Source organism: Mesorhizobium sp. M1328, from assembly GCF_040318075.1.
Lineage (GTDB): Bacteria > Pseudomonadota > Alphaproteobacteria > Rhizobiales > Rhizobiaceae > Mesorhizobium.
The window spans coordinates 662,789-677,655 of the sequence record NZ_JAMYLO010000002.1 but is presented as its reverse complement, the minus strand read 5'-3'; the positions used below and the strand labels follow the sequence as shown (position 1 = coordinate 677,655).

Below are 14,867 nucleotides of genomic sequence, written 5' to 3'. Positions count from 1 at the left end.
GCCACAGCTAGAACCTACAAACAGGAACCAAACATGGTTGCTGAAAGTTTGGGCAGGGATGGGACGCCACAAGGAGTGTTTATGATGAAACGCCAACCACGGATTCTGGCAGGCACGGCGCTTGGCCTGTTGATGGCGTCCGCGCCGTTAGGCGCGTTCCCGCTGCAAGGCAATGCCGCATTCAGCCCCGTGCAACGTACCGCAGCGCCGCTCATCCCAGTGCAATCGAGTTGCGCCGAGGGCGAGTCGGCGGAGGCCTGCGCGCAAAGCCAGCAGGCAGAGCAGCCCAGAAAGAAGAAGCGCGACCAGCAGCAGCAAACGGAATCCGCTCCGGCCGAGCAGGCGGCTCCGGCCGAGTCCGAGCAACCCCGCAAGAAGCGGCGCAATCAGCAGCAGCAAACAGAATCCGCTCCGGCCGAGCAGATCGCTCCAGCCGAGTCCGAGCAACCCCGCAAGAAGCGGCGCAATCAGCAGCAGCAAACGGAATCTGCTCCGGCCGAGCAGATCGCTCCAGCCGAGTCCGAGCAACCCCGCAAGAAGCGGCGCAATCAGCAGCAGCAAACGGAATCTGCTCCCACCGAGCAGATCGCTCCGGCCGAGACCGAACAGCCCCGCAAGAAGCGGCGCAATCAGCAGCAGATCGAAGCGGACCCATCGGAACAACCGGCCGAGCAGGCAGCGCCGGCAAACGACAACCAGCCCAACGTCAATCCGCGCAAGAAGAAGCAAAAACAGAACCAGCAGATCGAGGCTGCCCCGGCAGAACAGGCTCCGACTGTCGAGCCCGGACAAAAGCCGGGCAAGCGCAAGAAGCCTGCTGAATTGACCGGACCCGCCACGGAGCCGGAAGGCCAGCCGGCGCCGACCAATAAGGAAGCGACCCCACAGGCCCAACCGGCTCCGACGGAGCAGCAGGCCGCTCCCGTCCAGGACGAACAGCCCCAGGACAAGATCAAGAAACGTGGCAAGAGGCCTGTCGGCGAACAGCCGGTGACAGGAGAGCAACAGCCCTCGACCGGCGAACAGCCTTCGACTGGCCAGGCCGCGCCGGTCCAGGGTGAAAATCCGGTCCAGGGTGAAGCCCAGGCCAATCCGAACGAGGCACCTGTTCTGGACAGCCAGAAGGATGTCTTGCGCAAGCGCAAGGGTGGCAAGGAGCGCGGCCAAAATGCCGGCAAGCAGCAGGGCAACCAGCCCGCCCAGCAGGGCGAGAACCAGGCGGAAGTCTCGAAACCGGCTCCGGTCGAGGAGGGACCGCCACCCACCGACGACCGGGCGGCCCAGAAGGAGATCAAGCCTGAAAAGATCGCTCCGGTGACCGAGGAAAAAGGCAAGCGTGTCGAGCGTGCGCCGGACATCGAGGATGTTCGCCGCCGTCCGCGCCCCCAGGGCGCCAACGTCGTCAGGGAATTCGGCGACCGCGTCATCCTCCAGTTCAACAACCAGACGTTCGTGGAAAGCAGCGATGCCCCGCGCATGCATCGTGGCGCCAGGAATGTGTATTATGAGGACCTGTCGGGCGATCGCACCCGGGAGATCGTCGAGCGCGACAACGGTGTCCGGATCGTCACTATCCGCAACCGCTACGGCGACGTCATCCAGCGTTCACGCATCGCGCCTGACGGGCGCGAATATGTGCTGAGCTATGTCGACGAGCGGAACTATGACTATGATGCAGACTGGCGCGACCCGGGCGACGACCTGCCGCCGATGCGCCTTACCATCCCGCAAGAGGAATACATTCTGGATTCCGAAGAAGTCGAGGATCCGGACGACTACTATACCTTCCTCGAACGGCCGCCGGTCGAGAGGGTCCAGCGCCTCTATTCGATCGACGAGGTCAAGCGCTCGGCCCGCGTGCGCGACATCGCCCGCCGCATCGACCTCGACACGCTCAACTTCGAATTCGGTTCGGCCTCGATTTCCGACACCGAGGTCCAGAAGCTGGAGGGTGTTGCCAACGCCATGGACAAGCTGCTGAAGAAAAACCCGGCCGAGAGCTTCCTGATCGAGGGCCATACCGACGCTGTCGGCACACCGGAAGCGAACCTTGCTCTGTCCGACCGCCGCGCCGAGGCGGTCGCCGAAGCCTTGACCAACGCCTTTGGCATCCCGCCGGAGAACCTGACGACCCAGGGCTATGGAGAGGAGTATCTCAAGGTCAACACGTCGGGACCCAACCGCGAGAACCGCCGCGTCGCCATCCGCCGGATTACCCCCCTGGTGGCGCCGGTGGCCAGCGCCCAATAAATCGGAATGTGAACCGCGCGATTTGATCAACCATTGAATCGCGCGGTCATCAATCTTGAAACGCGTGGTTACCAATCCCAGATTCTGGACAGGGCGTTCCCTGCCCTGTCCCGACTCCAGCGGGACACACGAGCCCCGCCGGTTCCCCTCCCCGGCGGGGTTTCGTTTTTTTGGAACCTTGCAAACAGCCGCAGCCTGCCCGAAATACGGCACTCCGACAACGGAGCCCGAACCGCCGCATGAAGCGCCTCGAACTCGCCATCGAATCGATCATTCTCGCCTCGCGCTGGCTGCTGGTCGCCTTCTATCTCGGACTGGGTGCGGCACTTGCCATCTATGCCGTGTCCTTCGGCAAGAAGCTGTTCGAGTTCGTTCCCGTCGCCTTCACGCTCGATGATACCGACACAATCCTGAAAATGCTCGGCCTCATCGATGCCGCGCTGGTCGCCTCACTGGTGGTGATGGTGATCATCTCGGGCTACGAAAACTTCGTCAGCCGCTTCGATGAAAATGACGGCAAGGTGCATTGGCTGGGCACGATCGATGTCGGCTCGCTGAAGGTCAAGGTCGCCTCGACAATCGTAGCGATCTCCTCGATCCACCTCTTGCAGGTGTTCCTGAACTCGGTCTCCTACACGACCGACCAGCTGATGTGGTTGACCATCATTCATCTGGCCTTCGTTCTCTCGGCACTGATGCTTGCCTATATCGACCGGCTGATGGGTCTTGGCAAAGCCAAGAAAGCCGAGGAGTGAGCACGCGTCTGTGCCGGTCTTTTAAGAGATGCTTCTGTAGCTAGATACTTTTAAGAGATGCTTCTGTAGCTAGATACTTTTCGTCAGTAGATACCTTTGATTTTGGTATCCGTCCGGCCGAACACCTCGTCCGGCACAAAAAAGTCGCCGGCGAGCGGGCCTGTCGCACCCGGCGCATAGGCCGAGAAATCGCTGACGCCCTCAGCGCGCAGCACTTCTTCGTCAATGTAGAAATTGCCGGTCGTCTCACGCGACGGCCTGACCAGGATGGCGTATGCCGCATCGGCCATGATGTCGGGCGAACGGCTCATCGCCGCCACCGTCGCTCCGCCCAGGAGGTTGCGCACCGCCGCCGTGTCGATGGTCGAGATCGGCCATAGCGAATTGACCGCGATGCCGTCCCTGGCGAACTCGGCGCTCATGCCCAGCGTGCACATCGACATGCCGAACTTCGCCATCGTGTAGGCGACATGGTTCTTGAACCACTTGGCCTTCATGTCGAGCGGCGGCGCCAGATTCAAGATGTGAGGATTTTCCGCTAACCTCAAGTGCGGAATGCACATTTTGGAGACGAGAAAAGTGCCGCGCGTGTTGATCTGGTGCATCAGATCGTAGCGCTTCATGTCAGTCTCCAGCGTGCCGGTGAGTTGGATGGCGCTGGCGTTGTTGATGCAGACATCGATGCCGCCGAACCTCTCCACGGTCTTGGCGACGGCTTCGGCGACCTGCGCTTCATCGCGGATGTCGCACAGTGCTGGCAGCGCCTTGCCACCGGCTTGCTCGATCTCGTGGGCCGCTGTGTAGATCGTCCCCGGCAGCTTCGGATGCGGCTCGGCGGTCTTGGCCGCGATCGTCACATTGGCGCCGTCGCGCGCGGCGCGCAGCGCAATCGCCAGCCCGATGCCGCGCGACCCGCCGGAGATAAACAGCGTCTTTCCCTTGAGCGACATCCTCGCGCCTCCCTGCAACATGAAAGACACGATCCTTGCGCGGCTGAGAACCGCCGCGCAAGGCCCAACACACCGGATGCGGGTTACGCTGCGTCGGCCTTGAGACAATCCGAGCTAGACCAGCACCAGCCCCTGCCGCATAGCGATGGCAATGGCATCGGTGCGGTTGGCGGCACCGAGCTTCGTCAGGATCGCTGCGACATGGAATTTCGCCGTATGCACGGAGATGTTCAGCCGCCGCGCGATGACCTTGTTGGGCGCGCCTTCGGCGAGCAGTGCCAGCACCTCGCTTTCGCGCGGCGAAAGCGTCGGCCGGACGATCTGCTCGTCGGTCAGTTCCTCCTCGAACCGGTCGCTGCCATGGAATGTCAAATCGTGATGCCGATCGGATAGAGCATGGCTGTCACGCGAAATCCGGTAGCCTGCTGCCGCCAGCCGCGCGGCGGCGGCGATCAGCAACTCGTCCGCTTTCACCGGCAGCACGGCAAACACTGTATCGGCCGGCCGTTCACGGGCCGCTCGCGACGATAGCAGCACGCGAGGCATCGCCGCGTCGAAGAGACCGCCTTGTAGCCCATGATCATCGACGATGGCGACATCCGCCGCCCCACGCCCGTCGACTTCGCCCGCCAGAACCGGCCGCAGATCATCGGTCGCAGCGAGAGCCGCGGACAGACTTCGCGCGCGCTCGACGTCACCGAGCGCGATCAGCACCGTCAGCCGTCTGCCAGCGACCTCACCGCTTACCATCTATCCCTCAGCTCAGTGGCTTTTCACCGATAGTCAGGGAGACCTCACGGTTCTCGCCGCCGCGCACCACGCCGAGTGTCACCAAGGCACCGGCGCTGTCCGGCCCGAGCTTGCGGATCAGCTCGCGCGGGCCATGCACCGTCTCTGCGTTCCACGACACGATGATGTCGCCGAGACTGAGACCGGCTGCTTTCGCCGGCCCGTTATCGTCGAGGCTCATCACCATGGCGCCCTGTGTATCACCATTGCGGACCGGATGCAGGCCGGCGCCAAGATAGCCGCGCGCCACATGACCCTTCTCGCACAGCGTCGTGACTGCTCGTTCGATCGTTTCGTAAGGCATCACCAGCGCCCGCCGGCGTGGCCCGAACAGCAGCATGCCGATCAGTCCACCCTTAGCGTCGAGCACAGGGCCACCCTCGAAACGGCCGCCGGCATTGACGGCAAGGTTGATGCGCCGGTCGATCGTGCCGCCGCGCATTGAACGCCAAGCCGGACCGACCTCGCCGACCGTGCCGAAGGTAGCGAGCGAGGTGCCGTCGCTATTGCCCGCCACGACCGCCAGGTTACCCGGCCGCACCGCATCCGCCTTTACCAGTGACGGCACGCTCGGCGCGCCGGTCGGCTTCAAAACGGCCGTTCCGGTGGACGGGTCGCGGCCGACCAGTTCGGCCTTGACGGCTTCGCCCGAAGAAAACGTCAGCTCGATCTCCTCGCCGGCCTCGACCGCCTCCTCGGCAGTGACGAAATAGCCGTCCCGCCAGTGGAAAGCAGTTGACGTCCGGTGGTGCGTCGCGAAGCTGGCCGTCGCTGGTGCCGCGGCTGCCGCGATGTCGGCAATGGCGTCGGAAAACGTGCTCAGATTGAAATCGCTCATGATCTGTCTCCTGGGTTCTTCGTGACCCAGATATCGCCCCGCAGAGCGTTGGCGGATACTCGCCTGACGGCTAGTTGGGCATTTGACTGGCCATCTGGTCAGGTCGCGGCCGGTCCGGCCGCTCCGCACATATAGGGATTGTTCATCTTGTTCCAAAAAAGCTACGGAGCCCTCAGATGGCCCTGCCCGCCCAGCAATTGCACTATGACGATGGCCTTCTCGATGCCTATTCGGCGACGGTCGCCGATGCCGTCGACCGTATCGGGCCCGCCGTCTGCCGCATCGAGCGCGTCGGTGGCCCGGGCGGCCATGGCTCAGGCTTCGTCATCGCGCCGGACGGGCTGGTCGTCACCAACTTCCACGTCGTCGGCGATGCGCGCAGCGTGCGCGTATCAATGCCGGACGGCGCCTCCAGGGAAGGCCGCGTGCTCGGCCGCGATCCCGACACCGACATTGCGCTGGTGCGCGCCGACGGCAACTTTGCCGACGTTGCGCCGCTTGGCGATTCCAAGCGTTTGAGGCGTGGCCAGATTGCAATTGCCATCGGCAATCCGCTCGGCTTCGAATGGACCGTCACCACTGGCGTCGTCTCGGCACTCGGCCGCTCGATGCGTGCCTCCACCGGCCGGCTGATCGACGACGTCATCCAGACCGACGCCGCGCTCAACCCCGGCAATTCCGGCGGACCGCTGGTGTCCTCGGCCGGCGAGGTGATCGGCGTTAACACCGCGATGATCCATGGTGCACAAGGCATCGCCTTCGCGGTTGCCTCCAACACGGCCAATTTCGTCATCTCGGAAATCATCCGCTTCGGCCGCGTGCGCCGTGCCTTCATCGGCGTTTCCGCCGACACCACCAACCTGCCGCGCCGCGCAGCCCTTTTGTCGCAAGTATCGAGCAGCACGGCGGTGCGCCTGCGCAGTGTCGAGAAGAACAGCCCGGCGGACAAGGCCGGCCTCAAGGAAGGCGACATTATTGCCGCTATCGACGGCCGCCCGGTCACCGGCGTCGACGATCTGGTGCGCATGCTCGACGCCGAGCGCATCGGCCACGAGACACTGTGCACGGTGGTGCGCCGCTCCGGCATCACTCAGGTCACGGTGATGCCGTTGGCGCGGGCGAGTTAGCGCGCCGCAGCACCCTGCGCATATAGCGCCAGGAATTCTGGGCTCGGCGGGATCGGCCTGATCACGTCGATCAGCACGCCGTTGGAATCCCTGGTGATGAAATGGCGCTGGCCGAAGGGTTCGTCGCACAGCGTTCGCAGGATCGGAAGGCCAGCGGCGGTGATCCGCTCATAGACGGCATCCGGATCCCTGACCTCGAAATTGATCAGCAGACCGGACGTGCGGCCCCGCGCTTCCTCCGGGATCGTCTCATGATCGCCCTGGACGATGCCGAGGTTGACGCGGCGATCTTCGGCTGAGCGCAGATGCACGTACCAGTCGGCCTCAAACAGCCGCTTGAAGCCGAAATGCGCAACATAAAAGGCCGCCGTGCCGGCAACGTCGCTCGTCATCAGCACCGGATAATAGCTCGTCGTCCTCATCTTTCCTTCTCCCGGCGAATAACATACAGTCTGCATGTAAATCGCATTAACATACAGGCTGCATGTATGCAACCGGGGTCCGCTCGTCGCTCCAACCGTGATCGCACCGAGGCGACACGCGCCGAGCTCATCGCCGCGGCGCGCAAACTGTTCACCGAAAAGTCCTATGCCGAAACCGGCACACCCGAGATCGTCGCCGCTGCCGGCGTCACACGCGGCGCGCTCTATCATCACTTTGCCGACAAGCAGGCGCTGTTTGCCGCTGTGGTCGAACAGGAGGCGCAAGCCGTCTCGGAAGAGATCGAACGCGCGTCACCGCCTTCGCTATTTGCCCGCGATGCGCTGATAGCCGGCTCGGATGCCTATCTGGCTGCCATGCGTGCGCCCGGCCGCACGCGGCTCTTGCTGCTTGATGGCCCGGCCGTGCTCGGCCGCGCCGCCATGGATGCGATCGACAATCGCCATGGCAACCGTTCGCTGCGCGAGGGCCTTGTCGCCGCAATGCGCTCGCACTCCATGACGAGACTGCCTGTGGAAACACTGACCGCTTTGCTCGCCGCCGCCTTCGACCGCGCAGCGCTCGCTATCGAAACTGGAGCATCGATCGAGGACTATCGCGCCGTTCTCATGGCGCTGATCGACGGCCTGTCTCCGGCTCCCCCTCAGGCACCTCACCCGGTTCGAACTCGTTGAAACAGCCTAGCTGGCGCTTGAACTGGTCGATCAGCCAAGCGGCCGCCGGTTTCGGGCTGCGATCGGCGCGGTGCATGGCATAAAGCGGCGAGCGGACTTCGCTGTAAGGCTCGAGATCGAGTTCGACGAGCCGGCCGTTCGCCAGATCATCGGCAATCAGCCATCGCGGCAGCCCACCCCAGCCCAGCCCCTCGCGCATCAGCACGTGCTTGGTGCGCACATCCGTCAGCCGCCAAGTGCGGTAGGCGAAGACGCCATAGTCGCGCCCGCGCGTACGCTCGGACTGGTCCGAGACGACCAGTTGGATGTGTTCGCGGACATCCTCCAGCGCAACTGGTCTTGGCAGCAGCGCCAGCGGGTGATCAGGCGCTGCGGCTGGCACCAGGGAGAAGAAACCGATGCGCAGCAGATTCACGTCCGCCTCGCCCAGAAGCCCTCCGATGCCGAGATCGGCCTGTCCGCCGACAACATGATCGAGGATAAGGCCAAGCGAGCCGATATGCAGACGCAGTGTCACTGCCGGGAACTGCGCCTCGAATGCCTTTAGCACCCGAACCAGCACCGGCGACGGTAGCGTCACGTCGACCGACAGCGCAACTTCCGCCTCCAATCCCTGCCGGTATCCGTCGACACGCGAGCGGATGCGTTGCAGCACGCCGACCATGCGCCGCGCATCTTCCAGCGTCGCCTTGCCGACATCGGTCAGTTGCGGCTCACGCGTGCCCTCACGCTCAAACAGCTTCAGCCCAAGCTGCGCTTCGAGGTTGGCAATGGCGTAGCTGATGACCGACTGCGCGCGGTTGAGCTTACGGCCGGCAGCCGAGAAGGAACCGGTGTCGGCCACCGCAACCAGGATCTGCAGTTGGTCAAGCGTCGGGTTGGGCTGCATCTTTCAATCCACAATTTAGATGGATCATATACAAAATATACCAGTTTTTCAAATAAGTCTGCGCACACATATTTGCCGGGAGATTTTAATCCAACCCTGGAGAGTCACCATGTCCATCCTTCTTGTCACATCCAGCCCACGCGGCGCCGCCTCGCACTCGACCCGCGTCGCCAACGAACTCGCCGACAAACTGCTTGCCGCCGATCCTTCGGCCAAGCTTGTCGCCCGCGACCTCGTCGCCAACCCGCTGCCGCATATCGACCCCGACTATTCGACCGGCATCTATACGCCGGCCGAAGCGCGCACCCAGCGCCAGGCTGAGGTCGTCGGCGTTTCTGATACTGTACTGGACGAGCTGTTTGCGGCCGACACCGTCATTCTCGCCACCGGCTTCATCAACTTCAACATCTCGTCGACGCTGAAATCCTGGGTCGACCACGTCGCCCGCTCCGGCAAAACCTTTGCTTATGGCGATGCTGGCCCCAAGGGCCTCGTCACCGGCAAGAAGGTCTATATCGTGCTGGCTTCGGGCGGAATCTATTCCGAAGGTGCGGCCGTGCAGTTCGATCACGCCATTCCCTACCTGCGCAGCGTGCTCGGCTTTCTCGGCATGACCGATGTCGAGGTCATCCGCATCGAAGGAGTCGGCATGGGCGCCGACGCGGTGGCAGCAGCGCTGGCCAAGGCCACGGCCAAGGTCAATGCCATTGTGGCTGCGACCGGAAATGCCGAGCGCGTCGCCACCGCGGCGTAACGCGTCAGCATCGTCTGAATTGTACAAGGGCAGGCGCCCGGCGCCTGCCCTTGTTTCTCGTTAGCGACAGCCTGTCGTGGGCCACACAACCGCCATTGGTTATTCCGCTTGTCTGCGCTATCGGTCGCTGATGTTCCTGTCTGTTGCCACAACGCACCGTCCGGCCACCGATCTCGGTTTCTTGCTGCACAAGCATCCGGATCGCCTGCACAAGACCGACCTGTCTTTCGGCAAGGCGTGGCTGTTCTATCCCGAGGCAACCGAAGACCGTTGCGAGGCTGCACTCCTGCTCGACGTTGACCCGGTGGGACTGGTGCGAGGCAAGGGCCAGGCAGATGGCTTGCTCGACCAATATGTGAACGACCGGCCTTACGCTGCATCATCCTTCCTGTCGGTGGCGCTGAACAAAATGCTGCGGCCGGCGATGACCGGTATATCGAAGGAGCGCCAGGAACTAGCCGACAGCGAACTGCCGCTGGAGGCCGTGGTTACTCCACTGCCGATGCGCGGCGGTGAGGCTCTGGTTCGAAGTTTGTTCGAACCCTTGGGCTGGACAGTCGATCTGACGCCAATCGAAGAAATCGGGACTGCAGCCGAGCCCCGATACGGCCATCTGAAGCTGACCGGCACGGGCCGGCTCAGCGCCTTGTTGAATCACCTCTATGTGCTGATCCCGGTGATGGACGATGCCAAGCATTATTGGATCGGCGAAGCAGAGATCGACAAGCTGCTGTCCAGGGGAGAGGGCTGGCTGGAAAACCATCCGGCCAAAGACCTGATCGTGCGCCGCTATCTTGGCAATCGCAGGGCTTTGGCCCGCATCGCCCTGGAGCGGCTGGCTCCCGAGACGGCTGGCGAGGCACAATCTGCCGAGCTGCGCGTTACGCCCGAGGAAGCGCTGGAGACGCCGATCCGGCTCAACGATCTGCGCATGGAAGCTGTGGTCCAGGCCATTCAGGCGACGGGGTCAACCTCGATTGCAGATTTGGGATGCGGCGAAGGCAAGCTGCTCGGTCGGCTCGTGCGCGAGCGATGGGTGCATAAGCTGTTCGGGCTCGATCCGGCGGTGCGCGAACTGGAATGGGCTGCAAAGCGTCTCAAGCTGAACGAATTAGGCGGGCCGCCCGAGGGCCGGGTCACGCTGCTGCATGGATCGCTGACCTACCGGGACAGCCGTTGGGCCGCAGCCGACGTCGCTGTTCTGGTCGAGGTTATCGAGCATCTCGACGAGGACAGGCTGCCCCTGGTCGAACGCATCGTTTTCGGTGAGACGGCGCCCAAATCCGTCATCGTGACCACTCCGAATGCGGACTACAACGCTCTGTTTCCAAGACTGGCCCCCGGCGCATTTCGCCATCCCGATCACCGTTTCGAATGGAGCCGGGCTCAGTTCCAAGCCTGGGCGGCCAAAATCGGCGAGATCTATGGCTATGCAGCCACCTTCAGCGGTATCGGAGCCGAGGACGCTACCCTCGGCGCCCCCACACAGATGGCGGTGTTCACCCGATGAGAGAACCCGACAAGACCAACCTCACCATTCCTGACTTCGCCCTCGTCGTGCTGATCGGCTCGACCGGATCGGGCAAGTCGACTTTTGCCGCCAAGCATTTTCTGCCGACCGAGATCATCTCCTCGGACCAGTGCCGGGCGCTGATCTCCGACGACGAAACGGACCAGGACGTCTCTGCGGATGCCTTCGATCTGGTTCGCGAAATAGCCGGCAAACGGCTTAAACACCGCAGGCTGGGCGTCATCGACGCCACCAATGTGCGAGCCGCCGACCGCAAGGCCTGGATTGAGCTGGCGCGCAAGTGGCACGCTTTGCCCGTCGCCGTGGTCCTCGATCCAGGCGTCGAGGTGTGCGTCGCACGCAATGCGGTGCGGGCCGACCGGCCGTTTGGCGCCGGGGTCGCCCAGCGCATGACAACCGAGATTCGCAAGGGTCTTGGCGGCCTGCAACGCGAGGGCTTCCGCCAAGTCTGGAAGCTTACCAGCGAGGCCAGCATCGACGCGGCCGAGGTGTCGCGACAGCCGTTGTGGACCGATAAGCGCGACGACCATGGCCCCTTCGATATCATTGGTGACATCCACGGCTGTTCGGATGAGCTTCATATCCTGCTCGCTCGATTGGGCTACAGCATCGCCTGGTCCGAGCATCAGGGCGACCGAACGGTCATCGTGGTCCCACCAGAGGGCCGCAAGATCGTCTTTGTCGGCGACCTCGTCGATCGCGGCCCCAACTCGCCCGACGTATTGCGCATTGCCATGAGCATGGTCGCGGCTGGAACCGCATACTGTGTCCAGGGCAATCATGAACGCAAACTCAGCCGCTGGCTAGAAGGCCGCAAGGTCACGGTCGCCCACGGCCTCCAGCAGACTGTCGATCAGCTAAGTGCACAGGACCGAGGCCTGCGCGAGGCGCTGCCGGCCTTTCTCGACGGCCTGCGCAGCCATGTCTGGCTCGATGGCGGAGGTCTCGCCGTCGCCCATGCCGGCCTCAAGGAAGAGATGGTCGGACGCGGTTCCGGCGCCGTGCGCGAGTTCGCTCTGTACGGCGAGACCACATGCGAGACCGACGAGTTCGGGCTGCCCGTCCGCGCCGACTGGGCCGCGGCCTATCGTGGCAAGACGGCCATAATCTATGGACATACGCCCACGCTATCGGCTGAATGGGTCAACAACACCCTGTGCATCGACACCGGATGCGTATTCGGCGGCAAGCTGACGGCCTTGCGCTGGCCGGAACGCGAACTGGTCGAGGTGCCGGCAATCCAGACCTGGTCGGAGCCGATACGTCCGCTGGGCGGGTCCGGTTCCGGTAAATCGGCACAGGCCGACGCCGACGGCGTGCTCGATTATCAGGACGTCTCCGGTCGCCGTTGGATCGAGACCGGACTGAGGGGCCGGATTGTCGTGGCCGAGGAGAACGCGTCGGCAGCACTGGAGGTGATGAGCCGCTTCGCGCTCTCGCCGCAATGGCTGATCTATCTGCCGCCGACCATGTCGCCGTCCGAGACCAGCAGCCAGGACGGCTGGCTGGAACGTCCGGAGGATGCCTTCGCTTACTTCCGCGAGCGCGGCGTTGCGCAGGTCGCATGCGAGGAGAAGCATATGGGTTCGCGGGCAGTGATCGCGCTCTGCCGGAACGCGCAGGCGGCACGAAGCCGCTTCGGGGTCCCTGGCGACGAAACCGGCGCAATCTGGACCCGCACCGGACGCTCCTTTTTCAACGACAGTGCCATGACGGAGGGCCTGCTCGCCCGTCTTCGCACCGAGGTCGACGCGGCGGACCTGTGGAAGGAATTGAACAGCGACTGGCTGCTGCTGGACGCCGAGATAATGCCTTGGTCGGCCAAGGCCGGCAGTCTGATCGAAAGCCAATATGCGCCGGTGGCGATATCCTCTGCCGCCGGATTCAAGGTCAGCCGCGAGGCGCTGGCCCGTGCGATGGCGCGCGGCGTCGATGCAGCCGGCCTGAACGCACGCCTTGAAGACCGTACCGCCCGCGCAGCCAAATACGCCACCGCCTGGGCGCCCTACGTATGGCCAGTTTCGGGCGTCGAGGACCTTAAGGCCGCGCCTTTCCACCTGTTGGCCAGCGAGGGACGTGTTTGGTTTGACCAGGACCATGTCTGGCACATGTCGCTCGCGGACCGTCTGGCTGCCCGTGGCGGCGTGGTCACGCCGACTCGATGGCGTATGGTTGATCTGGCCGACGGCAGCGCGTGTGCGGAGGCCATCGCCTGGTGGGAAACGCTGACTGGCTCGGGCGGCGAAGGCATGGTGGTCAAACCACGCGACTTCGTCAGCCGTGGCAAGAAGGGGCTCATCCAGCCTGCGTTGAAGGTCCGCGGCCCGGAATATTTGCGCATCATCTATGGTCCCGAATATGACGCGCCCGACAATCTCGTCCGCCTTCGAGAACGCGGCCTGGCCGGCAAGCGCAGCCTGGCGCTCAGAGAGTTCGCGCTTGGTCACGAAGCGCTAACGCGATTTGTCGCCAAGCAGCCGCTACGTCGGGTTCACGAGTGTGTCTTCGCCGTGCTGGCGTTGGAAAGCGAGCCAATCGACCCAAGGCTGTAGTAGCCGATCTACCCGAAGATCTTTTCGCCTTGCTCGTCGACCAGTTGGATGCCCTTTTTGATCGAGATGTCGACGGCGTCATCAAGCCCGGCAAAGCGGTCGGCGCGGATGAATTTGTGCTCCTTCATCACGCCGTCGATCTCCTTCGAAACCACGCCGCAGGTCTGGTACTGGCCCTCCGCCTTGTAGGGCGTGGCGCTGATCAAAAATCCCTTGTGCTCGATCTGCTTTGCCGGCGCCGCTGTCTTCGGCTCGGCGGCTTCGTTGCCTCCGCCGAAAAGACGCTTCAGAAAAGACATGGGTATCCTCCAACGGCAATCATCCTGCACCACATAGCGCGGTGCAGGATGATTTTCAGTACGGGTCCTTGGCCGAGCGGGCAAGGGCCGCAGCTGGTTTGGCACTCAGAGGTCAGTCGCGCGACAACGCTTCCAAGGCCTCTGCGGCAGCTTCCAATATGCTGATTGCCTCGGCCTGCTTTGCTTCAGGCGCATCAACGATTTCGCCGAGCGCGGCGCGTAGCCGGTGGCGCACGGCGCGAAACTCGTCGCGCTTTTCCGAGCGGCCGCGGCCGCGCCGGCCACCGTCGCCGTCATCGTTCCAGCCGAACCAGTCGCGCGCCTTCGCCATCTTGCGGCCGAAGCGCTCGAGATGTTCGAGCACGTGGTCGATCATCTCGCGATTTTCGTTGAGGTGCGCCTGCCCAGCCTCGGTGATTGAAAACACCTTCTTGTTGCCTTCCGCCGCAGAAACGGCGTAGCCGGCCTCTTCCAGGAAGGTCAGCGTCGGGTAGACCACGCCGGGGCTCGGGCTGTAGACGCCGCTGGTGCGCTCCTCCAGCGCCTTGATGATGTCGTAGCCGTGCCGCGGCGCCTCGGCCAGCAGCGACAGCGTGATCAGCTTGAGGTCGCCGTCGGCCAGCATGCGCCCGGCGCGGAACATGTCGCCCGGTCCGCCGCGTCCGCCGCCTCTCATGCCATGCCCGAACGGGCCGAAGCCGCCGCGCCCACCGAACTTGCCGGCCATATGCATGAAAACGCGCTCGGCGTGTTCGCCAAAACGATGATGCCCGAAATGATTGCCTTTGTGCATCGTCTGCTCCTTGAGTTATGTCTTAAGATATATCTCAACTAGATACCCACAGCGACCGAGTCAAGATATATCTTACGATGTATCTGGAAATAGCGCCCGGCAGGTTTGATTTTCGCCGGCAAGGGCGGCTGGGAAGCGCGTAAGGGCCGAAGGCCACTCAGTAAGTGTCTGACGTGAAGCAACGCATCGACACCCGGTCGTACCGGGCAGTTACGCCAAAGACCG

14 protein-coding genes are annotated in these 14,867 nt (G+C 63.3%); 7 read left to right on the top strand and 7 right to left on the bottom strand.

What is annotated here, in order from left to right; translation table 11 throughout:
- Nucleotides 1–84: 84 nt before the first annotated feature.
- Nucleotides 85–2,250, top strand: a complete 2,166-nt coding sequence (locus tag NKH23_RS07920; protein WP_502912328.1) for an OmpA family protein — start codon at nucleotides 85–87, stop codon at nucleotides 2,248–2,250.
- Between the two features lie 239 nt (nucleotides 2,251–2,489).
- A complete protein-coding gene (locus NKH23_RS07915) occupies nucleotides 2,490–3,005 on the top strand; it encodes a TIGR00645 family protein (RefSeq protein WP_352915456.1) in 516 nt (171 codons plus the stop codon).
- Nucleotides 3,006–3,088: 83 nt separating this feature from the next.
- Here NKH23_RS07915 and NKH23_RS07910 read toward each other — a convergent pair whose 3' ends face one another.
- The 3 genes from NKH23_RS07910 to NKH23_RS07900 all read right to left on the bottom strand — a co-directional run bounded on the left by NKH23_RS07910 (nucleotide 3,089) and on the right by NKH23_RS07900 (nucleotide 5,582).
- The gene (locus NKH23_RS07910) at nucleotides 3,089–3,955 is read right to left on the bottom strand and encodes an SDR family oxidoreductase (protein ID WP_352978504.1); all 867 of its coding nucleotides are present in this window, start codon (nucleotides 3,953–3,955) and stop codon (nucleotides 3,089–3,091) included.
- Nucleotides 3,956–4,069: 114 nt separating this feature from the next.
- Nucleotides 4,070–4,705, bottom strand: a complete 636-nt coding sequence (locus NKH23_RS07905) for a helix-turn-helix transcriptional regulator (RefSeq protein WP_352978502.1) — start codon at nucleotides 4,703–4,705, stop codon at nucleotides 4,070–4,072.
- A 7-nt stretch (nucleotides 4,706–4,712) separates the two neighbouring features.
- On the bottom strand, nucleotides 4,713–5,582 hold the full coding sequence (locus NKH23_RS07900) for a S1C family serine protease (protein ID WP_352915465.1): 870 nt from the start codon (nucleotides 5,580–5,582) through the stop codon (nucleotides 4,713–4,715).
- Between the two features lie 176 nt (nucleotides 5,583–5,758).
- Here NKH23_RS07900 and NKH23_RS07895 point away from each other — a divergent pair, with 176 nt between their 5' ends.
- The gene (locus NKH23_RS07895; RefSeq protein ID WP_352915468.1) at nucleotides 5,759–6,709 is read left to right on the top strand and encodes a S1C family serine protease; all 951 of its coding nucleotides are present in this window, start codon (nucleotides 5,759–5,761) and stop codon (nucleotides 6,707–6,709) included.
- On the opposite strand, the gene NKH23_RS07890 is transcribed toward NKH23_RS07895, so the two are convergent.
- A complete protein-coding gene (locus NKH23_RS07890; RefSeq protein ID WP_353034430.1) occupies nucleotides 6,706–7,131 on the bottom strand; it encodes a VOC family protein in 426 nt (141 codons plus the stop codon). The genes NKH23_RS07895 and NKH23_RS07890 overlap by 4 nt on opposite strands.
- Before the next feature lie 66 nt (nucleotides 7,132–7,197).
- On the opposite strand from NKH23_RS07890, the gene NKH23_RS07885 reads away from it, so the two are divergent.
- On the top strand, nucleotides 7,198–7,824 hold the full coding sequence (locus tag NKH23_RS07885; RefSeq protein WP_352720855.1) for a TetR/AcrR family transcriptional regulator: 627 nt from the start codon (nucleotides 7,198–7,200) through the stop codon (nucleotides 7,822–7,824).
- Here NKH23_RS07885 and NKH23_RS07880 read toward each other — a convergent pair.
- Nucleotides 7,757–8,713, bottom strand: a complete 957-nt coding sequence (locus NKH23_RS07880; RefSeq protein ID WP_352720857.1) for a LysR family transcriptional regulator — start codon at nucleotides 8,711–8,713, stop codon at nucleotides 7,757–7,759. The two genes, NKH23_RS07885 and NKH23_RS07880, sit on opposite strands and share 68 nt — an antisense overlap.
- Before the next feature lie 109 nt (nucleotides 8,714–8,822).
- On the opposite strand from NKH23_RS07880, the gene NKH23_RS07875 reads away from it, so the two are divergent.
- The 3 genes from NKH23_RS07875 to NKH23_RS07865 all read left to right on the top strand — a co-directional run bounded on the left by NKH23_RS07875 (nucleotide 8,823) and on the right by NKH23_RS07865 (nucleotide 13,550).
- Nucleotides 8,823–9,467 (top strand): FMN-dependent NADH-azoreductase, encoded by a 645-nt coding sequence (locus NKH23_RS07875; protein ID WP_352466683.1) that lies wholly within the window; start codon nucleotides 8,823–8,825, stop codon nucleotides 9,465–9,467.
- A gap of 130 nt (nucleotides 9,468–9,597) precedes the next feature.
- Nucleotides 9,598–10,977 (top strand): 3' terminal RNA ribose 2'-O-methyltransferase Hen1, encoded by a 1,380-nt coding sequence (locus NKH23_RS07870; RefSeq protein ID WP_353016878.1) that lies wholly within the window; start codon nucleotides 9,598–9,600, stop codon nucleotides 10,975–10,977.
- The gene (locus tag NKH23_RS07865; protein WP_352978498.1) at nucleotides 10,974–13,550 is read left to right on the top strand and encodes a polynucleotide kinase-phosphatase; all 2,577 of its coding nucleotides are present in this window, start codon (nucleotides 10,974–10,976) and stop codon (nucleotides 13,548–13,550) included. Before NKH23_RS07870 ends, NKH23_RS07865 begins: the two co-directional genes overlap by 4 nt.
- Before the next feature lie 8 nt (nucleotides 13,551–13,558).
- Here the strand turns inward: NKH23_RS07865 and NKH23_RS07860 are convergent, their stop codons facing one another.
- Together NKH23_RS07860 and NKH23_RS07855 are read right to left on the bottom strand one after the other, a co-directional pair.
- The gene (locus tag NKH23_RS07860; protein WP_023678291.1) at nucleotides 13,559–13,849 is read right to left on the bottom strand and encodes an HlyU family transcriptional regulator; all 291 of its coding nucleotides are present in this window, start codon (nucleotides 13,847–13,849) and stop codon (nucleotides 13,559–13,561) included.
- Nucleotides 13,850–13,961: 112 nt separating this feature from the next.
- Complete coding sequence (locus NKH23_RS07855) at nucleotides 13,962–14,642, bottom strand: PadR family transcriptional regulator (RefSeq protein WP_352915480.1); 681 nt, start codon at nucleotides 14,640–14,642, stop codon at nucleotides 13,962–13,964.
- Nucleotides 14,643–14,867: the final 225 nt, after the last annotated feature.

Bases quoted from the DNA above. Each gene is read 5' to 3' on its own strand.
- NKH23_RS07880 (WP_352720857.1), bottom strand. From the start codon at position 8,713: ATGCAGCCCAACCCGACGCTTGACCAACTGCAGATCCTGGTTGCGGTG.
- NKH23_RS07870 (WP_353016878.1), top strand. From the start codon at position 9,598: ATGTTCCTGTCTGTTGCCACAACGCACCGTCCGGCCACCGATCTCGGT.
- NKH23_RS07890 (WP_353034430.1), bottom strand. From the start codon at position 7,131: ATGAGGACGACGAGCTATTATCCGGTGCTGATGACGAGCGACGTTGCC.
- NKH23_RS07915 (WP_352915456.1), top strand. From the start codon at position 2,490: ATGAAGCGCCTCGAACTCGCCATCGAATCGATCATTCTCGCCTCGCGC.
- NKH23_RS07875 (WP_352466683.1), top strand. From the start codon at position 8,823: ATGTCCATCCTTCTTGTCACATCCAGCCCACGCGGCGCCGCCTCGCAC.
- NKH23_RS07900 (WP_352915465.1), bottom strand. From the start codon at position 5,582: ATGAGCGATTTCAATCTGAGCACGTTTTCCGACGCCATTGCCGACATC.
- NKH23_RS07920 (WP_502912328.1), top strand. From the start codon at position 85: ATGAAACGCCAACCACGGATTCTGGCAGGCACGGCGCTTGGCCTGTTG.
- NKH23_RS07885 (WP_352720855.1), top strand. From the start codon at position 7,198: ATGCAACCGGGGTCCGCTCGTCGCTCCAACCGTGATCGCACCGAGGCG.
- NKH23_RS07865 (WP_352978498.1), top strand. From the start codon at position 10,974: ATGAGAGAACCCGACAAGACCAACCTCACCATTCCTGACTTCGCCCTC.
- NKH23_RS07895 (WP_352915468.1), top strand. From the start codon at position 5,759: ATGGCCCTGCCCGCCCAGCAATTGCACTATGACGATGGCCTTCTCGAT.
- NKH23_RS07855 (WP_352915480.1), bottom strand. From the start codon at position 14,642: ATGCACAAAGGCAATCATTTCGGGCATCATCGTTTTGGCGAACACGCC.
- NKH23_RS07860 (WP_023678291.1), bottom strand. From the start codon at position 13,849: ATGTCTTTTCTGAAGCGTCTTTTCGGCGGAGGCAACGAAGCCGCCGAG.
- NKH23_RS07905 (WP_352978502.1), bottom strand. From the start codon at position 4,705: ATGGTAAGCGGTGAGGTCGCTGGCAGACGGCTGACGGTGCTGATCGCG.
- NKH23_RS07910 (WP_352978504.1), bottom strand. From the start codon at position 3,955: ATGTCGCTCAAGGGAAAGACGCTGTTTATCTCCGGCGGGTCGCGCGGC.